Genomic DNA, 26,049 nt, shown 5'->3' with positions numbered 1-26,049 from the left:
ATGTGGACCGTGATGCCCTCGCCCATCGGCGACCTGCGGATCGTCGAGCGCGACGGCGCGATCGTCGCGATCGAGTTCTCGCCGTTCCGCCCGCCGGCCGACGGGCGGCCGCTGGGGGAGCGCACCGACGACGCGCCGGTGCTGGGCGAGGCGGTGCGCCAGCTGACGGCGTACTTCTCCGGCGAGCTCACCGACTTCAACCTGCCGCTCGCGCCGGTGGGTACCGACTTCCAGCAGCGGGTCTGGCACCAGCTCGCGCAGATCGGCTACGGCGAGACCGCGTCCTACGGCGAGATCGCCGGCCGGCTCGGCATGACCAACGCGGCGTCGCGCGCCGTCGGCCTGGCCAACGGCCGCAACCCGATCCCGATCGTGGTGCCCTGCCACCGGGTCATCGGGGCGAACGGGACGCTGACCGGTTACGCCGGCGGGCTCGAGCGCAAGCAGCAGCTGCTCGAGCTGGAGCAGGACGCCTTGTTCTGACCAGGTGAGCGGGCACTTCCTCGCGCTGGATCGGGGTGAGCGGGCACTTCCTCGCGCTGGAGCCGGCCCGCAGCGCGAGGAAGTGCCCGGTCGGCGTCCCGCAGCGCGAGGAAGTGCCCGGTCAGTCGGCCGCAGCCCGGCGCAGCGACTCCGACAGGCGGTCGGCGGCGGCGAGGACGGCGGGCGCGTGCATCCGGCCGGGCTGGCGCGAGAGCCGCTCGAGCGGGCCGGAGACCGACACCGCGGCGATCACCTTGCCGCCGGGGGAGCGGACGGGGGCGGACACCGACGCCACGCCCTGCTCGCGCTCGCCGACCGACTGCGACCAGCCGCGGCGGCGGATGCCGGACAGGGCGGTCGCGGAGAACGCGGCGTTCTGCAGGCCGCGGTGCATGCGCTCCGGGTCCTCCCAGGCGAGCAGGATCTGCGCGGCGGAGCCGGCGTTCATGGTGAGCTGCGAGCCGACCGGGATGGTGTCGCGCAGGCCCGACGGGCGCTCGGCGGCGGCGACGCAGACGCGGTGCTCGCCCTGGCGACGCCACAGCTGTGCGGACTCGCCGGTGATGTCGCGCAGCCGCGCGAGCACGGGCCCGGCGGCGGCGAGCAGCCGGTCCTCGCCGGCGGCGGCCGACAGCTCGGCGAGGCGGGGGCCGAGCACGAAGCGGCCCTGCATGTCGCGGGCGACGAGGCGGTGGTGCTCGAGGGCGACGGCGAGGCGGTGCGCGGTGGGCCGCGCGAGGCCGGTCCCCGCGACGAGTCCGGCCAGCGTGGCCGGTCCCGCCTCCAGAGCGGCGAGCACCAGGGCCGCCTTGTCGAGCACGCCGACGCCAGATCCGTTGTCCATATGCCGATATTCTCATCTCAGCCAGTGGGATGCAAGATGTACCGTCGTGCCACCGCCCGAAGTGAAGGAGAGTGCGTGATGGGCAAGACCCTGTCGGAGAAGGTGTGGGACGAGCACGTCGTCCGCAGCGCGGCCGGAGAGCCCGACCTGCTCTACATCGACCTCCACCTGCTGCACGAGGTCACCTCGCCGCAGGCCTTCGACGGGCTCCGCCTCGCCCACCGCACCGTGCGCCGGCCGGACCTCACGCTCGCCACCGAGGACCACAACGTCCCGACGATCGACTGGGACAAGCCGATCGCCGACCCCGTGAGCCGCACGCAGGTCGAGACGCTGCGCAAGAACACCGCCGAGTTCGGCGTCCGGCTGCACCCGCTCGGTGACGTCGAGCAGGGCATCGTGCACGTCGTCGGACCCCAGCTCGGGCTCACGCAGCCCGGCATGACGATCGTCTGCGGCGACTCGCACACCTCGACCCACGGGGCGTTCGGCGCCATCGCCTTCGGCATCGGCACGTCCGAGGTCGAGCACGTGCTCGCCACCCAGACGCTCACCCAGGCGCGGCCGAGGACGATGGCCGTCACGGTCAACGGGAGCCTGCCCGACGGCGTCACCGCCAAGGACCTCGTGCTGACCCTGATCACCCACACCGGCACGGGTGGCGGCCAGGGCTACATCGTGGAGTACCGCGGCCAGGCCATCGAGGAGCTCTCGATGGAGGGCCGGATGACGGTCTGCAACATGTCGATCGAGTGGGGCGCCAAGGCCGGGTTGATCGCCCCCGACCAGACGACCTTCGACTACATCGAGGGCAAGCCCGAGGCGCCGAAGGGCGCCGACTGGGACGCCGCGGTCGCGCACTGGAAGACGCTGCGCACCGACGACGACGCGGTCTTCGACGCCGAGATCGTCCTCGACGCCTCGACGATGACGCCGTTCGTCACGTGGGGCACCAACCCGGGGCAGGGCGCGCCCCTCGGCGCCACCGTCCCGAGCCCGGACGACTTCGACGAGCCCAACGACAAGGTGGCGACCGAGAAGGCCCTGCAGTACATGGGTCTCGAGGCCGGCACGCCGCTGCGCGAGGTCAAGGTCGACACCGTCTTCGTGGGCTCGTGCACCAACGGCCGCATCGAGGACCTCCGTCTCGCCGCGTCGATCCTCGAGGGTCGCCACGTCGCCGACGACACCCGCCTGCTCGTGGTGCCCGGCTCGGTGCGCGTACGTCTCCAGGCCGAGGCGGAGGGGCTCGACCAGGTCTTCCTCGCCGCCGGCGCCGAGTGGCGCGGTGCGGGCTGCTCGATGTGCCTGGGCATGAACCCCGACCAGCTCGCGCCCGGCGAGCGCAGCGCGTCGACGTCGAACCGCAACTTCGAGGGCCGGCAGGGCAAGGGCGGTCGTACGCACCTGGTGTCCGTGCCGGTCGCCGCCGCCACCGCGGTGCGCGGCACCCTCTCGTCCCCGGCCGACCTGGCCCCCGTCGCCGACCTGCAGGAGGTCTGACCCATGGATGCGTTCACCACCCACACCGGCGTCGGCGTCCCGCTGAAGCGCAGCAACGTCGACACCGACCAGATCATCCCCGCGGTCTACCTCAAGCGGGTGACCCGCACCGGCTTCGAGGACGGGCTGTTCGCGGCGTGGCGCGGCGATCCGGACTTCGTGCTCAACGACCCGACCTACGCCGGCGGCTCGGTGCTCGTCGCCGGTCCCGACTTCGGCACCGGCAGCTCGCGCGAGCACGCCGTCTGGGCCTTGCAGAACTACGGCTTCAGGGTCGTCATCTCCTCGCGCTTCGCCGACATCTTCCGCGGCAACTCCGGCAAGGCCGGTCTGCTCGCCGCCCAGGTGGACGAGAAGGTCGTGCAGCGGCTGTGGGACTGGCTCGAGGACCACCCCGGCGGGGAGATCACGGTCGACCTGGAGAGCCGCACGGTCCGCGCGGGCGCCGGTGACGACGCGGTCGAGGACTCCTTCGACATCGACGACTACACGCGCTGGCGGCTGCTCGAGGGCCTCGACGACATCGGGATCACCCTCGGCCACGAGGACGACATCGTCGCGTTCGAGTCGTCGCGACCTGCGTGGAAGCCCGTCACAGCCTGAAAAAACCCCGACAAATAGGGGCGATGGTGATTGTCCTCACCCTTCCATGTGCCTAGCGTGCCCAGCAGAGGGTCGAGCACGAGCTCGGCGTCCAGGGTTCATTGGAAGGGAAGCTAGTGAACAAGTCAGAGCTCATCGACGCGCTCGCCGCGCGTTACGAGGGGAACCGCAAGCAGGCGGCCCACGCACTGGAGTCGGTGCTCGACACCATCACCCGCGAGGTGGCCAAGGGGGAGAAGGTCGCCATCACGGGCTTCGGCTCGTTCGAGAAGGCGGTGCGCAACGCGCGCTGGGTCCGCAACCCGCAGACCGGCGAGCGGATGAAGTCCAAGAAGAAGTCCGTGCCGAAGTTCTCCGCCGGCAAGGAGCTCAAGGACGTCATCTCGGGTGCGAAGAAGCTGCCCAAGCTGACCGCCGCGACGATGCCCAAGCCGCCCGCCAGCGTGCGCGCTGCCGCGGCCGCGGTGACCGGTGCGACCACCAAGTCCGCCGCCCCGGCGAAGAAGACGACGGCGACGAAGTCCGCGCCGGCGAAGAAGTCCAGCGCGAAGAAGGCGGCCCCGGCCAAGAAGACGGCGACGAAGTCGACGGCTGCGAAGAAGACGACGGCGACGAAGTCCGCGCCGGCGAAGAAGTCCAGCGCGAAGAAGGCCGCCCCGGCCAAGAAGACGTCGGCTGCCAAGACGACCGCTGCCAAGACCACTGCCGCCAAGACGACCGCCGCCAAGAAGGCGCCTGCCAAGAAGGCTCCGGCCAAGAAGGCTCCGGTGAAGAAGGCGACGGCCACGAAGGCCCCGGCCAAGAAGGCCGCGAAGAAGTCCTGACCGGCAGCGCTGCTGCGCCACCCGGTCGAGGAGGCGGGTCACCCCGGGTGGGTGGCCCGCCTTCCGCTTGCCCGGGCGGTGTGCTCGCCCAGGCCCAGCACCATGGCCACGCCGAGGTCGGCGACGTCGTCGACGTCCGCGCGGACGCTCGCGTGCGCGACGCCCACCTCCACGGCGCCGTCGGCGGCGTGCCGTCCCGCGGAGCCGGAGCCGAACCGGGGCTCGAAACCCGCGTGCGGTGCGGCGTAGAGCGTGGTCCCGGTGCCGACGCGGTCGCGTACGAACGCAGCGCGCCCCTGCGTCACCTCGACGACCACCTCGGCCAGCACCGCACCCAGGTCGTCGGAGCGCAGCGCCGGCAGGTCCGCGCACAGGGCGACCGGGATCGCGCCCGGCCAGCGGCGCACGGCCTCGGCGGCGCCCTGCACCAGGGTGGCGTTGAGGTCCTCGGTCACGCCGTCGGGCACGACGTCGCAGCCCAGTGCGCGCAGCGGGGCGGCCAGCCGGAAGTCGTCGGTGACCACCAGCACGGCACGGACGCCCGCGGCGGCGCGCGCGGCCGTGACGGTGTCGAGCGCGAAGGCCTCGGCCAGCGCGCGGCGCTGCTCGTCGTCGACGCCGAGCAGGCGGGACTTGCCGTGCGTGGGCGGCTTCACGGGCACGACGACGACGCAGGGCGGGGGTGCAGGGTCCGGACTCATCGCGCCGATCCTCCCACCGGCCACCAGCGCGCCGGTGTCGTCGCGGCAGCGGTGGGACCGAGTAGCCTGCTCGCGACGCACGGCGCGTCGCGGGCTCAGCCCGGAGGTGGACCGACCACGGCGGTCCGGGAGGGGTGACGGGTGCGCGTCCGCAAGCTCGAGCAGAAACGCGGCTGGGCCATGACGGTCGCGGCGGTCATCCTCAAGCCGACGCTCCTCTCGGCGACGTCCCGCACGTGGATCGACGGCGAGAAGATCCCCGCCTCCGGCGGGTGCATCGTCGCGATCAACCACATCTCCCACGTCGACCCGCTGCTCTCCGCGCACTTCCTCTACGACCACGGCCGGCTGCCGCGCTACCTCGCGAAGTCGGGCCTGTTCGCCAACAAGTACCTCGGCGGCTTCCTGACCTCCGCCGGCCAGATCCCGGTCGAGCGGCTCAGCCGCAACGCGGTCGGCGCGTACGACGCCGCGGTCCGCGCCATCGAGCGCGGCGAGTGCATCGTGATCTACCCGGAGGGCACGCTCACGCGCGACCCCGACCTGTGGCCGATGAAGGGCAAGACGGGCGCGGCGCGCATCGCCCTCGCCACCGGCTGCCCCGTGATCCCGGTCGGCCAGTGGGGCGCGCAGGAGGTGCTGCCGCCGTACACGAAGAAGCCGCTGCTGGTGCCGCGCAAGAACATCGTGATGAAGGCGGGCGACCCCGTCGACCTGGGCGACCTGCTCGCGGCGCCCCAGGGCGCGGCGACGACCGCCGCCGCGACCGACCGGATCATGGCCGCGATCACCGGCCTGGTCGAGGACCTGCGCGGCGAGACCGCGCCCGCCGAGCGGTTCGACCCGCGCCGGCGCGGTCTCCGCGAGACCGGCAACCCGAACGACGATGCCCGCCGGGCGAGGAGGAAGCGCACCCGATGACCAAGATCGCCGTGTTCAGTGCCGGGTCGTGGGGCACCGCGTTCTCGCTGGTGCTCGCCGACGCCGGCAACGAGGTGGTGCTGTGGGGTCGCCGCGACGACGTCGTCGACGCCATCAACACGCGCCGCGAGAACACCGACTACCTCCCGGGCATCGAGCTGCCGCCGTCGGTCAGCGCGTCGACCGACCCCGAGCAGGTCGCCGCCGACGCCGACGTCGTGGTGCTGACCGTCCCGTCCCAGACGCTGCGGGAGAACCTCACCGCGTGGGCGCCCGTCCTGCCGGAGAAGGCGACCATCGTGTCGCTGATGAAGGGCGTCGAGCTCGGCACCCTGATGCGGATGAGCGAGGTGATCCACGAGGTCACCGATGCCGACCCCCGTCGGATCGCCGTCGTCAGCGGCCCGAACCTCGCCCGCGAGATCGCCCGACGGGAGCCGGCCGCCTCGGTGGTGGCGTGCGCGGACGAGGAGCGCGCCAAGCAGCTCCAGGCGATCACCCACGGCCCGTCGTTCCGTCCCTACACGTCGCTCGACGTGCTGGGCTGCGAGATCGGCGGCGCCTACAAGAACGTCGTCGGCCTCGCCGTCGGCATGGCCGTCGGGCTGGGCTTCGGCGACAACACCACCGCGTCGGTCATCACCCGCGGCCTCGCCGAGACCGCCAGGCTCGCGACCGCCCAGGGCGCGAACCCGCTGACCCTCATGGGTCTCGCCGGCCTCGGCGACCTGGTCGCCACCTGCTCCTCGCCGCTCTCGCGCAACCGCACCTTCGGCGAGCGGCTCGGCCAGGGCATGACGACCGAGGAGATCTACGCCAGCACGCGGCAGGTGGCCGAGGGCGCGAAGTCCTGCAAGTCGCTGCTCGCGCTCGCCGAACGCGAGGGTGTCGACGCCCCGATCGCCCACCACGTCGACGCCGTCGTCGACGGCCGGATGACGGCGCAGGACATGATGAGCTCGTTCATCGCCCGCGACACCAAGCCCGAGCTGCACTGACGAGCTGACGCGTCTGCGCGCGCCCGAGGCGCCGACCTGTCGCGTCTGCACGCGGCTGGGGTGTCGAGCTGTCGCATCTGCACGCCAGGGCCCGCGGGACCGCGGCGTGGCACCGCGTCAGCCGACGCAGCCATCGAGCGCGGTGCGCAGGTCGTCCCAGAGGTCCTCGACGTCCTCGATGCCGACCGAGAGCCGGACCAGGCCGTCGGGGATGGTGGCCGCCTCACTCTTCCAGCGCCGGCGCCGCTCGAGGGTCGACTCGACGCCGCCGAGGGACGTGGCGTGGACCCACAGGCGGGTCTTGCGGCACAGCAGGTCGGCGGCCATCTCGCCCTGCGCCAGCACGATGCTGACGATCCCGCCGAAGCCGGGGTAGCGGACGTCGGACAGCGCGGGGTGCTCGCCCAGGCGGCGCACGAGCTCCTGCGCGTTGGCCTGCGCGCGCTCGACGCGCAGGTGCAGGGTGCGCAGCCCGCGCAGGGTCAGCCACGCCTCGAACGGACCGGGGATCGCGCCGACGAGGTCGCGGCGGCCCTTCAGCACGGCGTAGAGGTCGTCGTCGCGCGTCAGGATCGCGCCCATCTGCACGTCGGAGTGGCCGGCGAGGTACTTGGTCGCGGAGTGCACGACGAGGTCGACCCCGTCCTCGAGCGGACGCTGGAGCAGGGGAGTGGCGAAGGTGTTGTCGACCACGACGTAGGCCCCGGCCTCGTGCGCCGCGGCGGTGATCGCCGGGATGTCGGCCACCTCGAGCGCCGGGTTGGTCGGCGACTCCAGCCACACCAGGGCCGCGTCCGCGCACGCCGCCACCATCGCCTCGGTGTCGGTGACGTCGACCAGCTCGGCGCGCAGCCGACCGCGGGCCTCGAGGTCGGCGAGCTGCATGATCGTGCCGGTGTAGGCGTGCCGCGGGACGACGACCTTGGCGTCGGCGCCGACCAGGTCGAGCACCGTCGCCACGGCCGCGAGACCGGAGGCGAAGGTGAGGCACCGACCGCCCTCGAGGGCGCCGAGCGCGTCCTCCAGCGCCGTCCACGTCGGGTTGCCGTAGCGCCCGTACTCGACGTCTCCGCCCGCGACGTAGGTGGCGGCCATCGTGATCGGCGTGTTGAAGGGCGCGTCCGGGGTCTTCTCCGGGCGCCCCGCGGTCACCGCGAGGGTGCTGAGCCGGAGGGACGAGCCGTGCGTCGGGTCTGCAGCCATGGGCGCCAGCGTAGGTGGATAGGGTCGTGCCGATGAACGACACCTCCCCTGCCGGTCCTGCCAGCACCCCGCGCAAGCCCCGCGTCGCCGTCGTGTTCGGCGGGCGCTCCTCCGAGCACGGCATCTCGTGCGTGACGGCGGGCAGCGTGCTGGCCGCCATCGACCGCGACGCCTACGACGTCGTGCCGGTCGGCATCGCCACCGACGGGCGGTGGGTCCTCGAGGCCGACGAGCCCACCCGGCTCGCGATCCGCGGCGCCGAGCTGCCGACGGTCGACCCGGACCGCTCGCCCGTCGCGCTGATGTCGGCGAGCACCGGCACCGACCTCGTGGTCGCCGAGCCGACCGCGGTGCCGTCGGTGATCGGCGAGGTCGACGTGGTCTTCCCGCTGCTGCACGGCCCGTGGGGCGAGGACGGCACCCTGCAGGGGATGCTGGAGATGGCGGGCGTGCGCTACGTCGGCTCCGGCGTCCTCGCGTCGGCCGTCGGCATGGACAAGGCCTACATGAAGGTCGTCCTGCAGGCCGCCGGCCTGCCCGTCACCCCCGGCGTCACCGTCACCCGCGCGCAGTGGGAGCAGGACCCGGTCGGGGTGCGGGCGCGCGTCGAGGATCTTGGGTTCCCGTCGTTCGCCAAGCCGGCGCGCGCCGGGTCGAGCATGGGCATCAGCAAGGTGCACGACGCCTCGGAGGTCGAGGAGGCGCTCGAGGAGGCCTTCCGCCACGACCCGAAGGTGCTCGTCGAGCAGTCGATGGAGGGCGCCCGCGAGGTCGAGTGCGGCGTGCTCGGCACCTTCGAGGGACCGCCGGAGACGTCGCGGCCCGGCGAGGTCCGCACCGGCGGCGACCACGAGTTCTACGACTTCGAGGCCAAGTACCTCGCCGACCAGCACACCGAGATCGACATCCCGGCCGACCTGCCCGCGGCGACCGAGCAGGAGCTGCGCGCGATGGCCGTACGCGCCTTCGAGGCGCTGTCGTGCGAGGGCCTGGCCCGCGTCGACTTCTTCGTGATGCCCGACGGGTCGCTGGTGATCAACGAGCTCAACACGATGCCGGGCTTCACGCCGACGTCGATGTACCCGCAGATGTGGGCTGCCTACGGCCTCGCCTACCCCGAGCTCGTCGACCGGCTCGTGCAGCTCGCGCTGCGCCGTGACACCGGCCTGCGCTGATCCCCGGCGGACCGCTCCGGTGGGCTAGAGGCAGTCGAGGCCCTCGCCGAGGTGCTCGCGCAGCAGCGGGCCGAGCTCGGCGAGCGCGCGGTCGATGCCGGCAAGTCTGCGCTCGGCCGGCACCTGCAGGGCGACGAACGGCGAGCGGCTCAGCGCGACCGTGGTCGCGTCCTCCTCGGGGTCGGACTGCTGGTCCGCGGGGATGTACCAGCCCACGCCCTTGACGATGCTGCACTCGGCCGTCGGCTCGTAGTCGTCGGGCTCGGGCACGCCGCAGGTCAGGACGTACGCGGGGTCGCCCCACGCGGCGCCGAGGGCGTCGGCCGGCTCGACGTCGCGGCGGTCCTCGCCGGCGAGCGTGTCCGGGAGGTCGGCCACCAGCGCCTCGCAGGCGTCGCGGTCGGCCGCCGAGAGGTCGTGGCTCCCCACGTCGGGGTCGCCGGCCGAGCAGGCAGCCAGCAGCAGGCAGGCGGCCACGGACGCGACGACGCCCCGGGCCATGGGGGGACCGGGGCGTCGGCGGTGGTTCACAGGTGGTGCGTGCGAGCGCGGTGGCTCAGATGTGGACGACCGGGCAGGTCAGCGTGCGGGTGATGCCCTCGAGGTTCTGGACCTTCGACACCACGAGCTTGCCGAGCTCGTCGACGTTCTTCGCCTCGGCGCGCACGATCACGTCGTAGGGACCGGTGACGTCCTCGGCGAGGGTGACGCCGTTGACCTGGGCGATCTCGCGGGCAACTTCGGCAGCCTTGCCGACGTCGGTCTGGATCAGGATGTAGGCCTGGACGACCATCGTGGACTCCTCGGTCTCGTTCTGCGGGTCTGACCGGATCAACCTACCGCGCCGCGCGGGCGGCCCGACAGGGGATGGGTGACAGTGGTCACCGAGCGCGTCTGGTGGGATGGGGGCATGGCGACGACACCGGAGGCAACGCTTGGCGACACGGGCGAGTTCGGCCTGATCTCCCAGCTCGTCGAGCTCTTCGACGGCGACGAGCACGTGCTCGTCGGACCCGGCGACGACGCCGCCGTGCTGCGGATCAGGCACGGGCACGTGGTGGTGTCCACCGACCTGATGGTCGAGGGCCGCCACTTCCGTCGCGACTGGGCCGACGCGGTCGACGTCGGGCACCGCGCGGCCGCCCAGAACCTCTCCGACATCAACGCCATGGGCGGCACCGCGCGCCACCTCACCATCGGCCTCGCCGCCCCGGCCGACCTCCCGGTCGCGTGGGCGCTCGACCTCGCCCGCGGCTTCGCCGAGGAGTGCGCGAAGGTCGGGGCGACGGTCGTCGGGGGAGACGTCACCCGCGCCGACCAGGTCGTCATCGCGGTCACCGTCATCGGCCAGTGCACGCAGGCGCCGGTGCTGCGCTCCGGCGCCCGGCCCGGCGACGTGCTGGCGCTCACCGGGCGCCAGGGCTGGGCCGCCGGGGGTCTCGCGGTGCTCGGTCGGGGCTTCCGGTCGCCGCGGGCGCTGGTCGAGGCCTACCGCCGCCCCGAGCCGCCCTACGCCGCGGGGCGCGAGGCCGCCGAGGCCGGGGCCACCTCGCTCATCGACGTCTCCGACGGCCTCCTCGCGGAGGCCGGCCACCTCGCCGACGCGAGCCGGGTGGCGATCGACGTGCGCACCAGCGCCTTCGAGGTCCCCGAGCCGCTCCTGGCCGTGGGCGCGGCGCTCGGCGCCGACCCGATGCAGTTCATCCTGTCCGGCGGCGACGACCACGCCCTGCTCGCCACCTTCCCCGACGCGGCGAGCGTGCCGGCGGGCTGGCAGGTCGTGGGCGAGGTGCGCGAGGGCGAGGGCGTCACCGTCGACGGTGCGGCCCACGACGGCCCGACCGGGTGGACGCACTTCTGAGCGGTCCCCGTCCCGACCCCGGGAACGACGAAGCCCCCGCCGCATCAGCGACGGGGGCGACGTACGAGGTCTGGATCAGGTCAGCGGGAGACCTTGCCGGCCTTGAGGCAGCCGGTGCAGACGTTGAGGCGCTTGGGCGTGCCGTTCACGGTCGCCCGGACGCGCTGGATGTTGGGGTTGAAGCGACGCTTCGTGATCTTGCGCGACCAGGGACGGTTGTTTCCGAAGCCCGGCTTCTTGGCGCAGATGTCGCAGACGGCAGCCACCGTGCACTCCGATCCGTTCGAGGTTAGATGTCTTGGATGCTCCACGGACGGCACGAGGCCGGCCGAAGGCAACCGCGCCAGACTAGCCGAGGTCCGACGAGGAGATGAAATCGGAAGGGTGTCCCCGGCGGGCACTACCCTGTGGCGCGCACCACACCGTACGCCGCACGACCCTGCAGACGCACCTGCACCGACCCCGGGAGCACACCGACTCGATGGAGCCAGTCACCCACGGCATCACCCTGGACGGCGTCGCCCGGTTCGTCGACATCGCCACCGACGCGCTGTCGGCGGCGCGCGAGGAGATCGACGCGCTCAACGTCTACCCGGTGCCCGACGGCGACACCGGCACCAACATGTTCCTCACCGTCTCCGCGGCCCGCGACGCGCTGCGCGAGGCCCGCGCCGACGACCCCGACCTCGACCTCGCCGCGGGCATGTCGCTGCTCGCCCGGGCGGCGCTGATGGGGGCGCGCGGCAACTCGGGCGTGATCCTGAGCCAGATGCTCCGGGCCTACGTCGGCCACCTCGCCGCCGCGGGGCTCGACGACCGCCGCGCGCAGACGGTCGCGGAGGCGCTCGCCGCCGCGACCGACGCGAGCTACGCCGCCGTCGGCACCCCGGTCGAGGGCACCATCCTCACCGTCTCGCGCGCCGCGTCGGACGCCGCGCTCGCCGCCGCCGCCCGGCCCGGCGCGCGGGCCCGCGACGTCTTCACCACCGCTGCCGCGGCAGCGCGCACCGCCCTCGCCCGGACGCCCGAGCAGCTCCCCGTCCTCGCGCAGGCCGGGGTGGTCGACGCGGGGGGCCGCGGCCTGACCGTCGTGCTGGACGCGGTCGAGACCACGGCCACGGGGCGCCGGCCCGCGCCGTACACCGCCCCGATCGGCACCCACGCGATCCCGCAGCCACTGCACGCCGCGCCCGGCGAGGACCTCACGGCCGACGGTCCCGCCTACGAGGTGATGTACCTCCTCGACACGACGGCGTCGCCGGACCCCGCCGCCGAGGCGGCCGCCGTCGACGCGCTGCGTGCCGCGCTCGGCCCGCTCGGCGACAGCCTCGTCGTCGTCGGCGGCGACGGGCTGTGGAACGTCCACGTGCACGTCGACGACGTCGGTGCGGCCGTCGAGGCGGGCATCGCCGCCGGTCGACCGCACCGCATCCGGGTCACCCACTTCGCCGAGCAGGTCGCGGCCTCCCGTCAGCGGGTCCCGACCCGCGACGGCCGGCGCGTGGTCGCGGTCGCCGCCGGCCCGGGCCTCGCCGACCTGTTCGCGTCCGCGGGGGCGACCGTGGTGCCGGGCGGCCCCGGCCAGCGCCCCTCCACCGGCCAGCTGCTCGAGGCGATCGTCGACTGCGGCGCCCGCGAGGTCGTGGTGCTGCCCAACGACGCCGACACCGTGCGGGCCGCCGAGATCGCGGCGCGCACCGCGGAGGCCGAGCACGACGTCGTCGTCGAGGTGATCCCGACCCAGGCGCAGGTGCAGGGCCTGGCCGCGATCTCCGTGCACGAGCCGGGCCGCGCCTTCGACGCCGACGTGCGCGAGATGACCGCGACCGCCCGCCACGCCCGCCACGGCGCGGTGACCGTCGCGGCGCGACGGGCGATCACGATGGCCGGCCCGTGCGAGCCGGGCGACGCGCTCGGCGTGATCGCCGGTGACTTCGCGGTCGTCGGCTCCGACCTCCACGACGTCGCCTGCGACGTCCTCGAGCGGCTCCTCGCCGGCGGCGGCGAGCTGGTCACCGTCGTCGCGGGGGAGGGCGGGACGGACCTCGCCGCGCGTCTCGCCGCCCACGTCGAGGAGCGGCACCCGCACGTCGACGTCGCGGTCCACGAGGGAGGCCAGCCCCGCTACCCGCTGCTGGTCAGCGTGGAGTGAGCAGGTAGGTATCTGCCATGGTCGCGATCACCCCGGACAGCCCGGTCGCCGCTGTCTTCGGCAACCACCACAAGAAGCGCAAGCTCGCCGAGGAGGGCCTCGGGCTGCACACGGTCGGCGACCTGCTGCGCCACTTCCCGCGCCGCTACGTCGAGGCCACCGAGCTGTCCGAGGTCGCGACGCCGGCGGTCGGCGACCAGCTGACCATCGTGGGGGAGGTGCGGTCGTGCTCGAGCGCACCGTTCACCGCCGGCAACCGCCGCCAGTGGCGCACGACCATCCGGCTGCGCACCGACGGCCCTGACTTCTCGGTGACGCTCTTCAGCCCCTACCAGGCCCTCGCCGAGCGGCACGAGGGCGAGTTCCGCTCCGGCAGCCGCGCGATCTTCACCGGCAAGGCCAAGCTGTTCCGGGAGAGCTGGCAGCTCGAGCAGGCCCACGGCTTCGCCCTCGACGGCGAGGAGGGCGTGATGCTGAGCAAGCTCATCCCGGTCTACCCGCTCACCGCCAAGCTCTACACCTGGGACCTGCAGAAGGTCGTCTCCGTCGCCCTCGACCTGGTGAGCGGCGTCCCCGACGTCTTCACCCCCGAGCTGCGCGAGCGCTTCGACCTGCTGGGGATCATGCAGGCGCTGCGCTGGATCCACGCGCCCGACGAGTGGGGGCAGCTCGGCGCGGCGCAGAAGCGCTTCCGCTTCGAGGAGGCGCTGGTGCTGCAGCTGGTGCTCGCCCGCCGTCGCGCCGCCCACCGCGCCCAGGGCGCGCAGTCGCGGCCCGCCCGCGACGGCGGCATCCTCGATGCCTTCGACGCGCGGCTGCCCTTCGAGCTCACCGACGGGCAGCGTCAGGTCGGCGCAGAGGTGGCGGCCGGGCTCGCGCTGGACCACCCGATGAACCGGCTGCTGCAGGGAGAGGTCGGCTCCGGCAAGACGCTGGTCGCCCTGCGCGCCATGCTCCAGGTCGTCGACGCCGGCGGGCAGGCCGCGCTGCTCGCCCCGACCGAGGTGCTCGCCCAGCAGCACCACCGCTCGATCAGCGCGATGCTCGGTGACCTCGCGCAGGGCGGGATGCTCGGCGGCGCGCCGGAGGCGACGGGCGTCGTGCTGCTCACCGGCTCGATGGGCAAGGCCGCCCGGCAGGAGGCGATGCTGCGCATCGTCACCGGCGAGGCCGGGATCGTGATCGGCACCCACGCCCTGCTCGAGGACCGCGTCGAGTTCGCCGACCTCGGCCTCGTCGTCGTCGACGAGCAGCACCGCTTCGGCGTCGAGCAGCGCGCCGCGCTCACCGACAAGGCCGGGTCGCCCCCGCACGTCCTCGTGATGACCGCGACACCGATCCCGCGCACCGTCGCCATGACCGTCTTCGGCGACCTCGAGACCTCCGTCCTCACCGAGCTCCCCGCCGGCCGCGCCCCGATCCAGACCTCCGTCGTGCCGCTGGCCGACCAGCCGGCCTGGATCGACCGGGTGTGGCAGCGCGCCCGCGAGGAGGTGGAGAAGGGTCACCAGGTCTACGTCGTGTGCCCCCGCATCTCCGGCGACGCGGGGGAGGAGGGCGAGCGCGACCAGGTCGACCTCGACGAGGACGGCAAGGAGGTGCCGCCGAAGCGGGCGCTCGCCGCGGTCGAGGAGGTGCACGCCGAGCTGTCGTCCGGGCCGCTCGCCGGGCTGCGCACCGCGGTCCTGCACGGTCGGCTGGCGCCCGACGACAAGGACCGCACGATGCGGGCCTTCGCGGCGGGCGACATCGACGTGCTGGTCTCCACCACCGTGATCGAGGTCGGCGTCGACGTGCCCAACGCGACCACGATGGTGCTCCTCGACGCCGACCGGTTCGGTGTGTCCCAGCTCCACCAGCTCCGCGGCCGGGTCGGTCGTGGCGGCCTGCCCGGGCTGTGCCTGCTGGTCTCGCACGCCGAGATCGGCACGCCCGCCCGTGAGCGGCTCGACGCGGTCGCCGCGACCACCGACGGCTTCGAGCTCAGCCGCGTCGACCTCGAGCAGCGCCGCGAGGGGGACGTCCTCGGAGCCAGCCAGTCCGGCTTCCGGTCGGGGCTGGTGTCGCTGCGCGTGCTGCGCGACGAGAAGACCATCGAGCGTGCCAGGGAGGCTGCGGAGGCACTACTCTCCGAGGACCCCGGCCTGGGGAAGGCGCCCGACCTGGCCGCGGCGGTCGCCGAGGTGGAACGATCCGCGGCATCGGGCTTCATGGAGAAGGGCTGAGCGCGACGAGATGACTCGCATCATCGGGGGAACGGCGGGGGGTCGCCGTCTGGAGACGCCGCGCGGCCAGACGACGCGTCCCACGAGCGACCGGGTGCGCGAGGCACTCTTCTCGGCGATCGAGTCACGCACCGGCTCCCTCGACGGGCTGCGCTTCCTCGACCTCTACGCCGGGTCGGGGGCGGTGGGCCTCGAGGCGTGGTCGCGCGGTGCCGGCGTGGTGACGCTGGTCGAGCAGGACCGCCGCACGGCGGCGCTCATCAGCCGCAACGCCGCCGCGCTCGGCTTCAGCCGGGCCGACGTGGTCGCGGGCGCGGTCGCGGGCGTGCTGCAGCGCCCGCCGACCGCGCCGTACGACGTGGTGTTCCTCGACCCGCCCTACCCCCTCGCCGACGCCGAGGTGGGCGCCGACCTGACCGCCCTGATCGCCCACGGCTGGCTGGTGCCGGGGGCGCTCGTGGTCGTCGAGCGGGCGGCCAAGCGCAGCGAGGTCACGTGGCCCGACGGCATCGAGGCCGACCGGACGAAGCGCTACGGCGAGACCGCCCTTTGGTACGGTCACGCCACCTCCGCCCCCTGACGTCCACCCGGACCGTCGCGGGTCCGGACCTCGCCCGAACCCCGCCCCGCAGCCCGGAAGGAACGCCCGTGCGTCGCGCTGTCTGTCCCGGCTCCTTCGACCCGGTCACCACCGGCCACCTCGACATCATCGGCCGGGCCGCGCGCCTGTTCGACGAGGTCGTCGTCGCGATCGGCGTCAACATGAGCAAGAACCGGCTGTTCACGCCCGACGAGCGGATCGCGATGCTCGAGGAGGCGACCGCCGACCTGCCGAACGTCCGGGTCGCGGGCTTCGACGGCCTGATCGTCGACTTCTGCCGTCGCATCGACGCCGTCGCGATCGTCAAGGGCCTGCGCGGCGCCGGCGACTACGAGTACGAGCTGCCGATGGCGCAGATGAACTCCCACCTGACGTCGGTGGAGACGGTGTTCCTGCCCGGCGCGGTCGGCAACGCGTTCGTGTCGTCGAGCCTGATCAAGGAGGTCGCGGCCCTCGGCGGCGACGTCCACGGGCTGGTGCCGGACGCGGTGCGCGAGCAGCTGGTGCGTCGCCTCGCCGAGCGGGGCGACTGATGCGGAGGGGAGTCGTTTTGCCCCTCCGGTGGCGTGCCGGATACGATTCCGAGGTTGTGTTGGTGTCCAGACGTGGGAGTTCGCAGTGAACAGCCTGGACCCGAGGGCGCCGCTCGTGCTTGACACTCGCGAGCTCGGCCGCCGCCCGGGGTCCCAGCGTGAGCTCGAGCTCTCCGTACCGGCGCCGGCACAGCTGGGTATCGAGGTCCTCTCCGTCCCCGAAGGTTCGCCGGTCGAGCTCGACCTGCGGCTGGAGGCGGTCATGGAGGGGGTGCTGCTCACGGGTACGGCCACGGCCGCGCTCGAGGGGGAGTGCGTGCGGTGCCTGGAGCCGATCGAGGACGAGGTCCACGTGACGCTGCAGGAGCTCTACGTCTACCCCGACCAGCACGACCGGGCCGCGGAGCACGACGACCGTGACCTGGACGACGAGACCAGCCGGCTCGAGGACGACGACCTGCTCGACCTCGAGCCACTGCTGCGGGACGCGGTGGTGCTCGCACTGCCCTTCCAGCCGCTCTGCATGGACGACTGTCCCGGGTTGTGCACCGAGTGTGGTGCGCGGCTCGCGGACGACCCGGACCACGCGCACGACGCACCGATCGACCCCCGCTGGGCGGGCCTGCAGCAGCTCTCGCAGGACCCCCAGGACTGACCACCTCACCGGCACCGCCGGTGGACGCAAGCAACAGGAGACAACCATGGCTGTTCCGAAGCGGAAGATGTCGCGCAGCAACACGCGTCACCGCCGTTCGCAGTGGAAGGCCGTCGCGCCGACCCTCGCGACGTGCGCCAACCCCGCCTGCGGCTCCAAGCACCTCCCGCACCGTGCGTGCGGCGCGTGCGGCCAGTACGGCGCCAAGGCCGACCGTCGCCAGGTCCTCTGACCACCGACGAGCTCCGCGCAGCGCTCGGTGATCCGGTCCTGGATCCCGAGCTGCTGCAGCGTGCCCTGACGCACCGCTCGTACGCCTACGAGAACGGTCAGATCCCGACCAACGAGCGCCTGGAGTTCCTGGGCGACTCGGTGCTCGGGGTCGTGGTCACCGAGACGCTCTACCTCGCCCACCCGGACTTCTCCGAGGGCCGGCTGGCGAAGCTGCGTGCGGCGGTGGTCAACGCGCGCGCCCTGGCCGGAGTCGCGCGCGAGATCGGCCTGGGCCAGCACATCATGCTGGGCCGGGGCGAGGAGACGACCGGCGGCCGCGACAAGGCATCGATCCTGTCCGACACGGTCGAGGCCGTGATCGGCGCGATCCACCTCAGCGGGGGGATGGGCGAGGCCGCCAAGGTGGTCCACCGCCTCTTCGACCCGGTGATGGAGGCCGCCGCGTCCATGGGCGCCGGCCTCGACTGGAAGACGTCGCTGCAGGAGCTGTCGGCCAACCTCGGGCTCGGCGTGCCGGAGTACCTCATCGAGGACGACGGCCCCGACCACATGAAGACCTTCGTGGCGCGGGTCCGCGTCGGCGAGCTCGTGCTCGGCAACGGCAAGGGCCGCTCCAAGAAGGAGGCCGAGCAGGGCGCCGCCGAGACGGCCTACCGCGAGATCAAGGCCGCGCACGCCGCGCCGGCCGCCGGTGCGGCAGCGGCGGCCGACGGTGCTGCCGCCCGCGGCACCGACGCCTGAGCCGTGCCCGAGCTCCCGGAGGTCGAGGTCGTCCGTGCCGGCCTCGAGCGGCACGTCGTGGCGAGCACCATCACCGACGTCGAGGTCCTGCACCCGCGGCCGGTGCGTCGCGACCCCCGTGGCCCGGAGGGCTTCGCGGCGGCGTTGACCGGCCAGCGGATCGAGGCCGTGCGGCGCCGCGGCAAGTACTTCTGGCTGGCCCTGGCCAACGGGGACGCGCTGCTCGGCCACCTCGGCATGAGCGGGCAGATGCTGCTGCACGAGCCCGGCGCCGACGACGAGCGGCACCTGCGGGTCCGCTTCGGCCTCGCCGTGCCGACGCCCCACGCCGAGGGCGCACCGGCCGCGCCCGCCGGCCGGCTCGAGATGCGCTTCGTCGACCAGCGCATGTTCGGCGGGCTCGCGGTCTCGGCGGGCGGTGCGGACCTGCCGTCCGAGATCGCCCACATCGCCCGCGACCCGCTCGACCCGGACTTCGACGACGCGGAGTTCGTGCGGCGGGCCCGACGGCGTACGTCCGGGATCAAGCGGCTGCTGCTCGACCAGGGCCTCGTGTCCGGGGTCGGCAACATCTACGCCGACGAGTCGCTGTGGCGGGCGCGGCTGCACGGCGAGCGGCCCGGTGACCGGCTGTCCGGGCCGGTGCTGCGCGGGCTGCTCGGCCACGTCCGCGACGTCATGGGACAGGCGCTCGCCCAGGGCGGGACGTCGTTCGACGCGCTCTACGTCAACGTCAACGGCGAGTCGGGCTACTTCGACCGCTCCCTCGACGCCTACGGCCGGGAGGGCGAGCCCTGCCGGCGCTGCGGCACCCCGATCCGTCGGGTCGCGTTCATGAACCGCTCCTCCTACTTCTGCCCCACCTGCCAGCGCCCGCCCCGCGGCGGACGACGCGCCGGCCCCCGTTGACCGCCCGCCACCTCGGTGGGACTCTTGGAGACGGGCCTCGTGGCCCGCTCCCCGTTCGGAAAGGCTCCCCATGGCCAAGGCGCTGTTGGGTCATGTCAACCACGACGCACGGACCCCCTCGGTCCTCGCCGTCGAGAACAGTCGGCTCCGTCGGCGGGTCGCCGACCTCGAGTCGCTGGTGCTGCGGCTCCAGGCCGACAACGACCGGCTCGCGGCCGCCGTGCGCGAGACGCGGGTCGCCGAGGACCTGCAGCCCGCCTGACTGACCGACCCTCCCGCCGCCGCTGTCGTCGGCGGCGGTGCTAATCGGGTGCGCGGCCCTGCTCGCGGCGCCTAGGCTCTGGTGCTCGTGACCGCCCTCGTCGAGACCCTCCTGCCCAGCCGTCTCGGCCACGGCTTCCGGTGGCTCGTCGGGTCGTCGTGGGTGACCAACCTGGGCGACGGGATGCTGATCGCGGCCGGGCCGCTGCTGGTGGCCTCGCAGACCCGCAACCCGATCCTCGTCTCGGCGTCGATGCTCGCGCTCACGGTGCCGTGGCTGCTCTTCGGTCTCCTCGCCGGGGCCCTGGCCGACCGCCTCGACCGCCGACTGGTGATCATGACCGCCAACGCCGTGCGCGGCGTCGTCCTCGCCGGGCTGTGCGTCGCCATCGTCACCGACCACGTCGACATCACGGTCGTGCTCGTCGCCATGGTAGCGATGGGCACCGCGGAGACGTTCGTGGACGCCACGGCCGGCACGCTGACCCCGATGCTGGTCGCCAAGGAGGACCTCGGCGTCGCCAACGCCCGGCTGATGGCGGGGATGATCACCGGCAACCAGCTCGTCGGGCCGGCGGTCGGCGCGCTGCTGTTCGCGGCCGGCATGGCGTGGCCGTTCGTCCTCACCGTGGTGTGCATCGCGGCGGGCATCGCGCTCGTCGCGCGGATCGGCACCCCGCCGGGAGCGGTGCGCGAGCAGGTCGACACCCACATCCGCCAGGACATCGCCGACGGCGTGCGCTGGCTCCTGGGCAACCCCCCGGTCCGCACCCTCGCCATCATCATCGTGGTCTTCAACGTCACCTGGGCGGCGCCCTGGGCGGTCCTCGTCCTGTGGGCGCTCGAGCGCGTCGGGATCGGCGAGGCCGGCTTCGGGCTGCTCACGACCGCGTCGGCGCTGGGGAGCCTGCTCGGCACCTTCGCCTACGGCCGGCTGGAGCGGGCGGTCCCGCTCGCCGTGCTGATGCGGACCGTGCTGCTGGCGGAGGTGCTGTTCCACCTCGCGATGGCGCTGACCACCTCGCCGTGGGCCGCGTACCCGCTGATGTTCTTCTTCGGGGCGTACGCCTTCGTGTGGGGCACGCTGTCGCAGGCCGTCCGGCAGCGGGCGGTGCCGGCCGAGCTGCAGGGGCGGGTGGGCTCGGTCTACATGATCTGCGTGATGGGCGGCATGCTGCTCGGCTCGCTGCTCGGCGGGCTGATCGCCCACGGGTGGGGCGTCGCGGCGCCGTGGTGGTTCGCGTTCGTCGGGTCGGGCGTGACGCTGGTGCTCGTGTGGCGCTCGCTGGGCCTGATCGCGCACGCCGACGAGCAGGTCGCGGTCGGCACCTGAGCGGCGGGTGTCGCCCCGGGATGGTTCGATGGGCTGATGGACGCCCTCGCCGAGCTCGTCGACGCACTGCCCGAAGGGGTCGTGGTCACCGACCCGGTCCGCGCCGAGAAGTACCGCTGGGACCGGTCGCAGGACCCGGGCGCCGGCACCCCCGTCGCGGTCGTGCGCGCCGAGGACGCCGCCCAGGTGCAGGCGACGGTCCGATGGGCCGCACGACACGGCGTCCCCGTCGTGCCGCGGGGCGCGGGGACCGGCCTCTCCGGCGGGGCGAGCGCGGTCGACGGCGGGATCGTGCTCAGCCTGGAGCGGATGACCGCGATCCGGATCGACCCGGACACCCAGGTCGCGGTCGTCGAGCCCGGCGCCCTCAACGCGGCGGTGAAGGCGGCCGCCGCCGAGCACGGCCTCTGGTACCCACCGGACCCGTCGTCCTACGAGATCTGCTCCATCGGCGGCAACGTCGCCACCAACGCGGGCGGCCTGTGCTGCGTGAAGTACGGCGTCACCACCGACTACGTGCTGGGCCTCGACGTGGTGCTCGCCGACGGCACGCTCGTGACCCTCGGCGGCAGCCGGATCAAGGACGTCGCCGGGCTCTCGCTGCTCAAGCTCTTCGTCGGCAGCGAGGGCACCCTCGGCGTCGTCACCCGCGCGGTGATGCGCCTGGTCCCCGCCCAGGTCGTGGGCGCGACGCTCGTGGCGGCGTTCCCGACGATGACGGCCGCCGCGGAGGCGGTCGTGGCGATCCGTCGCTCGCTGCGGCCGTCGATGCTGGAGCTGATGGACCAGCCGTCGATCCGGGCGGTCGAGGACCACCGGGCGATGGGCCTCGACACCTCGGCCGGCGCCCTGCTCGTGGCGCAGAGCGACGCGCCCGGCTCGGCGTGCACGGCGGAGGTCGCGGCGATGCAGGCGGCGTGCGAGGCCGCCGGCGCCGGCGACGTGTTCGTCACCGACGACGCGGAGGAGGGCGAGCTGTTCGTCCGGGCGCGCCGGATGGTCATCCCGGCCGTCGAGGAGCTCGGCGAGCTGATGCTGGAGGACGTCGGCGTCCCGGTGCCGCGGCTGCCGGAGCTGGTGGCGGCGGTCGCCGGCATCGCCGAGCGCCACGACCTGCTGATCCCGGTCGTCGCCCACGCCGGCGACGGCAACACCCACCCGCTGGTCGTCGTGCCGCGGGGTGACGACGCCGCGAAGGTGCGGGCGCTGGAGGCGTTCGAGGAGATCATGCGGGTCGCGATCTCGCTGGACGGCACCATCACCGGCGAGCACGGCGTGGGGCGGACCAAGAAGTCGGCGCTGCCCGAGCAGCTCGGCGACGACGTGATGGCGCTGACCCGCCGGGTCAAGGACGCCCTCGACCCCGCCGGGATCCTCAACCCCGGCGCCGTGCTGTGAGCCGTACGCCCCCGGACCGGCTGGCGGGGGAGCGCGACGCGCTGACCCAGCACCTGGCCTTCCAGCGCGCCACGCTGCTGGAGAAGCTCGACGGCCTCGGCGACGCCGACCTGCGCCGCCCGATGACGGCCTCCGGGCTCACCCTGCTCGGCCTCGTGCGACACCTGACCGTCACCGAGCACGGCTGGTTCCTCGTGATCTTCGCGGGCGAGCCCGACCCCTACGCCGACCTCGTCGACGACGCCGAGTTCCACGTCGGCGACGACGAGGACACCGACGAGGTGCTCGCCCGCTACCGCGAGACCTGCGCGCGTGCCGACGCCGTGGTCGCCGCGGCGGGCCTCGACGACGTCGCGACCACGCCGTGGGGGGCCGAGGTCAACCTGCGTGCGATCCTGACGCACATGGTCCAGGAGACGGCGCGTCACAACGGCCACGCCGACCTGATGAGGGAATCCATCGACGGGACGACCGGCTCGTGACCGGTCGCAGACAGGAGAACCGCATGATCCACGAGCGCCACCTCTTCGGCCCCGGCCCGTCCAACCCCTACGCCGAGGCCACCCAGGCGCTCGCCGCCCCGCTGCTCGGGCACCTCGACCCCGAGTTCCTGCGGGTGATGGACGAGACGTGCGACCGGCTCCGCACGGTCTGGGGCACCGACAACGCGCGGACGCTCCCGCTCAGCGCCACCGGCTCGGCCGGCATGGAGGCGGCCTTCGTCAACACCGTCCACCCCGGCGACGTCGTGGTCGTCGCCGTCAACGGGCTCTTCGGCCAGCGGATGACCGACGTCGCCGCCCGGTGCGGGGCGGAGGTCGTCGCCGTCGAGCACGAGTGGGGCCGGCCGGTCGACGTCGACCGCGTCCTGTCGGCGCATCCCAGCCCCGCCATCATCGCGGCCGTCCACGCCGAGACCTCGACCGGCGTGCGCTCCGACATCGCCGCGCTCGGGGCCGGCAAGGGCGACGCGCTGCTGCTCACCGACGCCGTGACCTCCATCGGCGGCATCGAGCTGCGCGCCGACGACTGGGGCGTCGACCTCGGCTATGCCGGCACCCAGAAGTGCCTCGGCGTGGCCCCCGGGCTCGCCCCGTTCACCATCAACGACCGTGCCTTCGAGCGGCGGGTGGAGACGCCGCGCTCGTGGTACCTCGACCTCGGGATGCTCGGCGGCTACGTCGGGGAGGCCGGGGTGCGCGGGGGCCAGCGCACCTACCACCACACCGCGCCGACCGCGATGGTCGCGAGCCTGCACGCCGGCCTCGGGCGGATCCTCGACGAGGGCCTCGACGCCGTGTGGGCGCGGCACCAGGCGGCCGGCGACGCCCTCCAGGCCGGGCTGCAGGCGATGGGGCTCGAGCTGTTCGCCGAGGAGGGCAGCCGGCTGCCCGAGCTCACCACCGTCAAGGTGCCCGACGGCGTCGACTCCGCCGCGGTACGCGCCCGGCTGCTGGAGCGGCACGGCATCGAGATCGGCGCGGGCGCGGGGGCGTACGCCTCGACCGTGTGGCGCATCGGACTGATGGGTCGCAACGCGCGCCCGGACGCCGTGCTGCTGGTGCTCGCCGCCCTCGAGGACGCGCTGGCCGCCTGAGGCTGGACCGCGCGGTCTACCAAAATGTGGCGATAGCCGCTCCGCCCGGCCGGTGGCCGTGACCCGGGCGGCGAAGGTCGGTGCATGAACCTCCGTGCGCTGCGCCCCAGGTCCCGCCGACGTGGCCCCGCCCTCGGCGGGATCGGCACCTCGGTCGCGCTCGCGGCCGCCGGGCTCGCGGTCGTGGGGCTCCCCGTCACGGCCGCGTCGGGAGCGGTCACGATGGACACGCCGACCGGCGCACGCGCCGGCACCGTGCAGCTCACCGGGACGGTGGGAGCCGAGCCCGGTGCGACCACGTCGGTGCTCTACGTCATCGACGCGACCAGCTCGACCGGCAGCGTCTCGGGGCTCGACTGCTCCGGCGACGGCGTGGTCGGTCCCGAGGACGACCTCAACGGCGACACCAGCACCGGCGACGTCCTCGACTGCGAGGTCGCCGGAGTGCTGGCCCTCAACCGCAGCCTCGCCGGCACCAGCCGCGTGCAGGCCGGAGTGGTCGCCTTCGCGAACCAGGCCGCCACCGCGGACCTCGACCCGGTGGGCTCCGCGGCGTTCGTGCCGCCGGCCTACACCGGCGGGGACGCCGCGCCCCGGATCGAGACCGTCGTGCGCAGCGTGCAGCGCAGCCGCATCGGCCTCTACGACCCGCGCGACCTGGGCGCCAGCGGCTCCGGCACCGCCTTCAGCGGCGCCGTGTCGGCCGCCCTCAACGCGCTCGCCGCCGCCCCGGCCGGGCCGAAGTGGATCATGTTCGTCTCCGACGGCCGGTCCGGCATCGATGACTACCAGCTCGCCGCGCTGGGACGTTCGGGGGTCCGGATGCGGACCTTCGGCATCGGCTCGGACGCCACGTGCGACCCGCGCGGCAGCCTGTTCAAGATGGCCGCGGCGACGGGGGAGACCTGCACCCTGGAGCCCGACCCGGCCGGCCTGGCCGCCCAGCTCACCGACACGCAGCCCGACGCGGTCAGCGGCGTCACCGTCACCATCGGCTCGACCGCGGTCGCCGCCACCGTCGACGCGGTCGGCGGGTGGCGGGCCGGGTTCGTCCTCGGTGCCGGCACCTACACCGCGCTGGTGCGGGCCACCCTGGCCTCCGGCGCGGTCCAGACGACCCAGCGCACCTTCACGGTCGCCGCGGGCGACGGCACCGGACCCGCGCCCGGCACCGTCACGGTCGCACCCGGCTCGCTCCGGGCGACCGCGCTGCGCGTCACCCGTCCCGCCCCGACCCGGCTGGCCCTGCCGGTGAGGGTGAGTGGTCGCGTCGGCCGACCGGTCGACGGGTTCTCCACCTCGGCGGCCCTCTCCGGTTCCCGGGTCGAGCTCCAGGCCCGCACCGCCGCGGGTGCGTCGTGGACCACGGTCGCCACGACGCGCGCCAAGCGCTCCGGGGCCTTCACGCTCCGCTGGAAGCCCCGTGCCCGCTGGCAGGTCCTGCGCGTCGCGCTGCGGCCGCCGTCGGGCTTCGCGGAGAGCTTCGCCGCCGTCGCGCGGCCGGCGATCTCGTCCTGCAAGGTCGTCGGCAAGCAGCGCTGGACGGTCTCGTGCCGCACCACGGCGAAGGCGCGCACGACGGTCCGTCTCGTGGACGCAGGCGCGGTCCTCGACCGGTCGCGGGTCCGCGGCGGGACGCTGCGGCTGGAGGGCAGGGGGCTGGTGGCCGGCACCCGGATCGTCCTCGGCACGGGCCGTCGGACCGTACGCCTCACGCTCTGAGCGCCGCTCGCGCCGTAGCCTCGCCCGCATGGCAGGGACGCTGCGGCTGCGGCCGATGACCGACGACGAGCACGACGCCTACCGCGAGCGCTCCGAGCGCGACTACGCCGTGGACATCGCCGAGGCGGGAGGGCTCGACGCCGACAGCGCCGCTGCGCGTTCCGCCGAGGAGTTCGCCCGGCTGCTCCCGGACGGCACCCGCAGCCCCGGCATGCACCTCTGGACCGCCGAGGTCGACGGCGAGCCGGTCGGGATCGGGTGGATCGAGCTGCGGCAGCGTCCGAACGGGACCTCCGCCTGGGTCTTCGACATCCGGGTGGACGACGCCCAGAGGGGCAAGGGGCTGGGGCGCGCACTGATGGAGGCGCTGCACGCCGCAGCCCGCGACCTCGGGGCGACGTCCGTCGGGCTCAACGTCTTCGGGCACAACACCGCCGCGGTCCGGCTGTACGAGTCACTCGGCTACCGGGTGACCGCCCAGCAGATGCGCGTGGAGATCTGAGCCTGCGCTGCAGGGCGCCCCGCCACGGGTAGGGTGAGCGCGCTGAGCTTCCCCACGCACCCAGTGGCCC

General features: G+C 73.7%; 29 protein-coding genes. 23 read left to right on the top strand and 6 right to left on the bottom strand.

Going from position 1 to position 26,049, the window contains the following annotated elements; all coding sequences use genetic code 11:
• Entirely contained in the window at window positions 1-483 is a 483-nt protein-coding gene (locus LN652_RS06070) for a methylated-DNA--[protein]-cysteine S-methyltransferase (RefSeq protein ID WP_230443784.1), read from the top strand.
• Between the two features lie 121 nt (window positions 484-604).
• Here the strand turns inward: LN652_RS06070 and LN652_RS06065 are convergent, their stop codons facing one another.
• Window positions 605-1,327: an IclR family transcriptional regulator gene (locus LN652_RS06065; protein ID WP_230443783.1), complete on the bottom strand. Its 723-nt coding sequence runs from the start codon at window positions 1,325-1,327 to the stop codon at window positions 605-607.
• Between the two features lie 78 nt (window positions 1,328-1,405).
• On the opposite strand from LN652_RS06065, the gene leuC reads away from it, so the two are divergent.
• The 3 genes from leuC to LN652_RS06050 all read left to right on the top strand — a co-directional run bounded on the left by leuC (window position 1,406) and on the right by LN652_RS06050 (window position 4,257).
• The gene (gene leuC, locus LN652_RS06060; RefSeq protein WP_230443782.1) at window positions 1,406-2,830 is read left to right on the top strand and encodes a 3-isopropylmalate dehydratase large subunit; all 1,425 of its coding nucleotides are present in this window, start codon (window positions 1,406-1,408) and stop codon (window positions 2,828-2,830) included.
• Window positions 2,831-2,833: 3 nt separating this feature from the next.
• On the top strand, window positions 2,834-3,433 hold the full coding sequence (gene leuD, locus LN652_RS06055) for a 3-isopropylmalate dehydratase small subunit (RefSeq protein WP_230443781.1): 600 nt from the start codon (window positions 2,834-2,836) through the stop codon (window positions 3,431-3,433).
• A gap of 116 nt (window positions 3,434-3,549) precedes the next feature.
• Window positions 3,550-4,257, top strand: coding sequence for an HU family DNA-binding protein (locus LN652_RS06050; protein ID WP_230443780.1), 708 nt, complete (start codon window positions 3,550-3,552; stop codon window positions 4,255-4,257).
• Between the two features lie 38 nt (window positions 4,258-4,295).
• Here LN652_RS06050 and cofC read toward each other — a convergent pair whose 3' ends face one another.
• Window positions 4,296-4,958, bottom strand: a complete 663-nt coding sequence (gene cofC / locus LN652_RS06045) for a 2-phospho-L-lactate guanylyltransferase (RefSeq protein WP_230443779.1) — start codon at window positions 4,956-4,958, stop codon at window positions 4,296-4,298.
• Between the two features lie 141 nt (window positions 4,959-5,099).
• On the opposite strand from cofC, the gene LN652_RS06040 reads away from it, so the two are divergent.
• Both LN652_RS06040 and LN652_RS06035 read left to right on the top strand, forming a co-directional pair.
• Window positions 5,100-5,879 (top strand): lysophospholipid acyltransferase family protein, encoded by a 780-nt coding sequence (locus tag LN652_RS06040; protein WP_230443778.1) that lies wholly within the window; start codon window positions 5,100-5,102, stop codon window positions 5,877-5,879.
• The gene (locus LN652_RS06035) at window positions 5,876-6,877 is read left to right on the top strand and encodes an NAD(P)H-dependent glycerol-3-phosphate dehydrogenase (RefSeq protein ID WP_230443777.1); all 1,002 of its coding nucleotides are present in this window, start codon (window positions 5,876-5,878) and stop codon (window positions 6,875-6,877) included. Before LN652_RS06040 ends, LN652_RS06035 begins: the two co-directional genes overlap by 4 nt.
• Before the next feature lie 117 nt (window positions 6,878-6,994).
• Here LN652_RS06035 and LN652_RS06030 read toward each other — a convergent pair whose 3' ends face one another.
• Entirely contained in the window at window positions 6,995-8,080 is a 1,086-nt protein-coding gene (locus tag LN652_RS06030) for a trans-sulfuration enzyme family protein (protein WP_230443776.1), read from the bottom strand.
• A gap of 32 nt (window positions 8,081-8,112) precedes the next feature.
• Between LN652_RS06030 and LN652_RS06025 the strand changes: the two genes are divergently transcribed.
• Window positions 8,113-9,255, top strand: a complete 1,143-nt coding sequence (locus LN652_RS06025; protein WP_230443775.1) for a D-alanine--D-alanine ligase family protein — start codon at window positions 8,113-8,115, stop codon at window positions 9,253-9,255.
• A gap of 24 nt (window positions 9,256-9,279) precedes the next feature.
• Here the strand turns inward: LN652_RS06025 and LN652_RS06020 are convergent, their stop codons facing one another.
• Complete coding sequence (locus LN652_RS06020) at window positions 9,280-9,756, bottom strand: DUF3515 domain-containing protein (protein ID WP_230443774.1); 477 nt, start codon at window positions 9,754-9,756, stop codon at window positions 9,280-9,282.
• A 55-nt stretch (window positions 9,757-9,811) separates the two neighbouring features.
• Window positions 9,812-10,048 carry an Lrp/AsnC family transcriptional regulator gene (locus tag LN652_RS06015; RefSeq protein ID WP_211731239.1) on the bottom strand — a complete coding sequence of 79 codons (237 nt, stop codon included), beginning with the start codon at window positions 10,046-10,048 and terminating at the stop codon, window positions 9,812-9,814.
• A 117-nt stretch (window positions 10,049-10,165) separates the two neighbouring features.
• Here LN652_RS06015 and LN652_RS06010 point away from each other — a divergent pair, with 117 nt between their 5' ends.
• Window positions 10,166-11,116, top strand: a complete 951-nt coding sequence (locus LN652_RS06010) for a thiamine-phosphate kinase (protein WP_230443773.1) — start codon at window positions 10,166-10,168, stop codon at window positions 11,114-11,116.
• An 80-nt stretch (window positions 11,117-11,196) separates the two neighbouring features.
• Here LN652_RS06010 and rpmB read toward each other — a convergent pair whose 3' ends face one another.
• Window positions 11,197-11,382: a 50S ribosomal protein L28 gene (gene rpmB / locus LN652_RS06005; protein WP_056602600.1), complete on the bottom strand. Its 186-nt coding sequence runs from the start codon at window positions 11,380-11,382 to the stop codon at window positions 11,197-11,199.
• A gap of 215 nt (window positions 11,383-11,597) precedes the next feature.
• Between rpmB and LN652_RS06000 the strand changes: the two genes are divergently transcribed.
• The 15 genes from LN652_RS06000 (at window position 11,598) to LN652_RS05930 (ending at window position 25,979) form a co-directional block, all read left to right on the top strand.
• Entirely contained in the window at window positions 11,598-13,268 is a 1,671-nt protein-coding gene (locus tag LN652_RS06000) for a DAK2 domain-containing protein (RefSeq protein WP_230443772.1), read from the top strand.
• Window positions 13,269-13,285: 17 nt separating this feature from the next.
• Window positions 13,286-15,493 carry an ATP-dependent DNA helicase RecG gene (locus LN652_RS05995; protein ID WP_230443771.1) on the top strand — a complete coding sequence of 736 codons (2,208 nt, stop codon included), beginning with the start codon at window positions 13,286-13,288 and terminating at the stop codon, window positions 15,491-15,493.
• A gap of 10 nt (window positions 15,494-15,503) precedes the next feature.
• Entirely contained in the window at window positions 15,504-16,073 is a 570-nt protein-coding gene (gene rsmD / locus LN652_RS05990; RefSeq protein ID WP_230443770.1) for a 16S rRNA (guanine(966)-N(2))-methyltransferase RsmD, read from the top strand.
• A 68-nt stretch (window positions 16,074-16,141) separates the two neighbouring features.
• Complete coding sequence (coaD, locus tag LN652_RS05985; protein WP_230443769.1) at window positions 16,142-16,627, top strand: pantetheine-phosphate adenylyltransferase; 486 nt, start codon at window positions 16,142-16,144, stop codon at window positions 16,625-16,627.
• Between the two features lie 115 nt (window positions 16,628-16,742).
• Complete coding sequence (locus LN652_RS05980) at window positions 16,743-17,282, top strand: YceD family protein (protein WP_230443768.1); 540 nt, start codon at window positions 16,743-16,745, stop codon at window positions 17,280-17,282.
• A 46-nt stretch (window positions 17,283-17,328) separates the two neighbouring features.
• Entirely contained in the window at window positions 17,329-17,514 is a 186-nt protein-coding gene (gene rpmF / locus LN652_RS05975) for a 50S ribosomal protein L32 (protein WP_230443767.1), read from the top strand.
• Window positions 17,469-18,257, top strand: coding sequence for a ribonuclease III (gene rnc / locus LN652_RS05970; RefSeq protein ID WP_268932234.1), 789 nt, complete (start codon window positions 17,469-17,471; stop codon window positions 18,255-18,257). Before rpmF ends, rnc begins: the two co-directional genes overlap by 46 nt.
• A 3-nt stretch (window positions 18,258-18,260) precedes the next feature.
• Window positions 18,261-19,166, top strand: a complete 906-nt coding sequence (gene mutM / locus LN652_RS05965; protein WP_230443766.1) for a bifunctional DNA-formamidopyrimidine glycosylase/DNA-(apurinic or apyrimidinic site) lyase — start codon at window positions 18,261-18,263, stop codon at window positions 19,164-19,166.
• A gap of 70 nt (window positions 19,167-19,236) precedes the next feature.
• Window positions 19,237-19,428 carry a hypothetical protein gene (locus tag LN652_RS05960; RefSeq protein WP_230443765.1) on the top strand — a complete coding sequence of 64 codons (192 nt, stop codon included), beginning with the start codon at window positions 19,237-19,239 and terminating at the stop codon, window positions 19,426-19,428.
• 87 nt (window positions 19,429-19,515) lie between these two features.
• Complete coding sequence (locus LN652_RS05955) at window positions 19,516-20,760, top strand: MFS transporter (protein ID WP_230443764.1); 1,245 nt, start codon at window positions 19,516-19,518, stop codon at window positions 20,758-20,760.
• A gap of 36 nt (window positions 20,761-20,796) precedes the next feature.
• Entirely contained in the window at window positions 20,797-22,158 is a 1,362-nt protein-coding gene (locus tag LN652_RS05950; RefSeq protein ID WP_230443763.1) for an FAD-binding oxidoreductase, read from the top strand.
• Entirely contained in the window at window positions 22,155-22,640 is a 486-nt protein-coding gene (locus LN652_RS05945) for a DinB family protein (protein ID WP_230443762.1), read from the top strand. The genes LN652_RS05950 and LN652_RS05945 overlap by 4 nt, the downstream gene beginning before the upstream one ends.
• Before the next feature lie 23 nt (window positions 22,641-22,663).
• Entirely contained in the window at window positions 22,664-23,755 is a 1,092-nt protein-coding gene (locus tag LN652_RS05940; protein ID WP_230443761.1) for a pyridoxal-phosphate-dependent aminotransferase family protein, read from the top strand.
• An 84-nt stretch (window positions 23,756-23,839) separates the two neighbouring features.
• Window positions 23,840-25,477 carry a hypothetical protein gene (locus LN652_RS05935; RefSeq protein ID WP_230443760.1) on the top strand — a complete coding sequence of 546 codons (1,638 nt, stop codon included), beginning with the start codon at window positions 23,840-23,842 and terminating at the stop codon, window positions 25,475-25,477.
• Window positions 25,478-25,505: 28 nt separating this feature from the next.
• Window positions 25,506-25,979, top strand: a complete 474-nt coding sequence (locus LN652_RS05930; RefSeq protein WP_230443759.1) for a GNAT family N-acetyltransferase — start codon at window positions 25,506-25,508, stop codon at window positions 25,977-25,979.
• Window positions 25,980-26,049 lie beyond the last annotated feature (70 nt).

The sequence above is a fragment of the Nocardioides okcheonensis genome, assembly GCF_020991065.1.
GTDB classification, from domain to species: Bacteria; Actinomycetota; Actinomycetes; order Propionibacteriales; family Nocardioidaceae; genus Nocardioides; species Nocardioides okcheonensis.
Note: the sequence above shows the minus strand (reverse complement) of the source record. Positions and strands in the feature narration are given on the sequence as shown.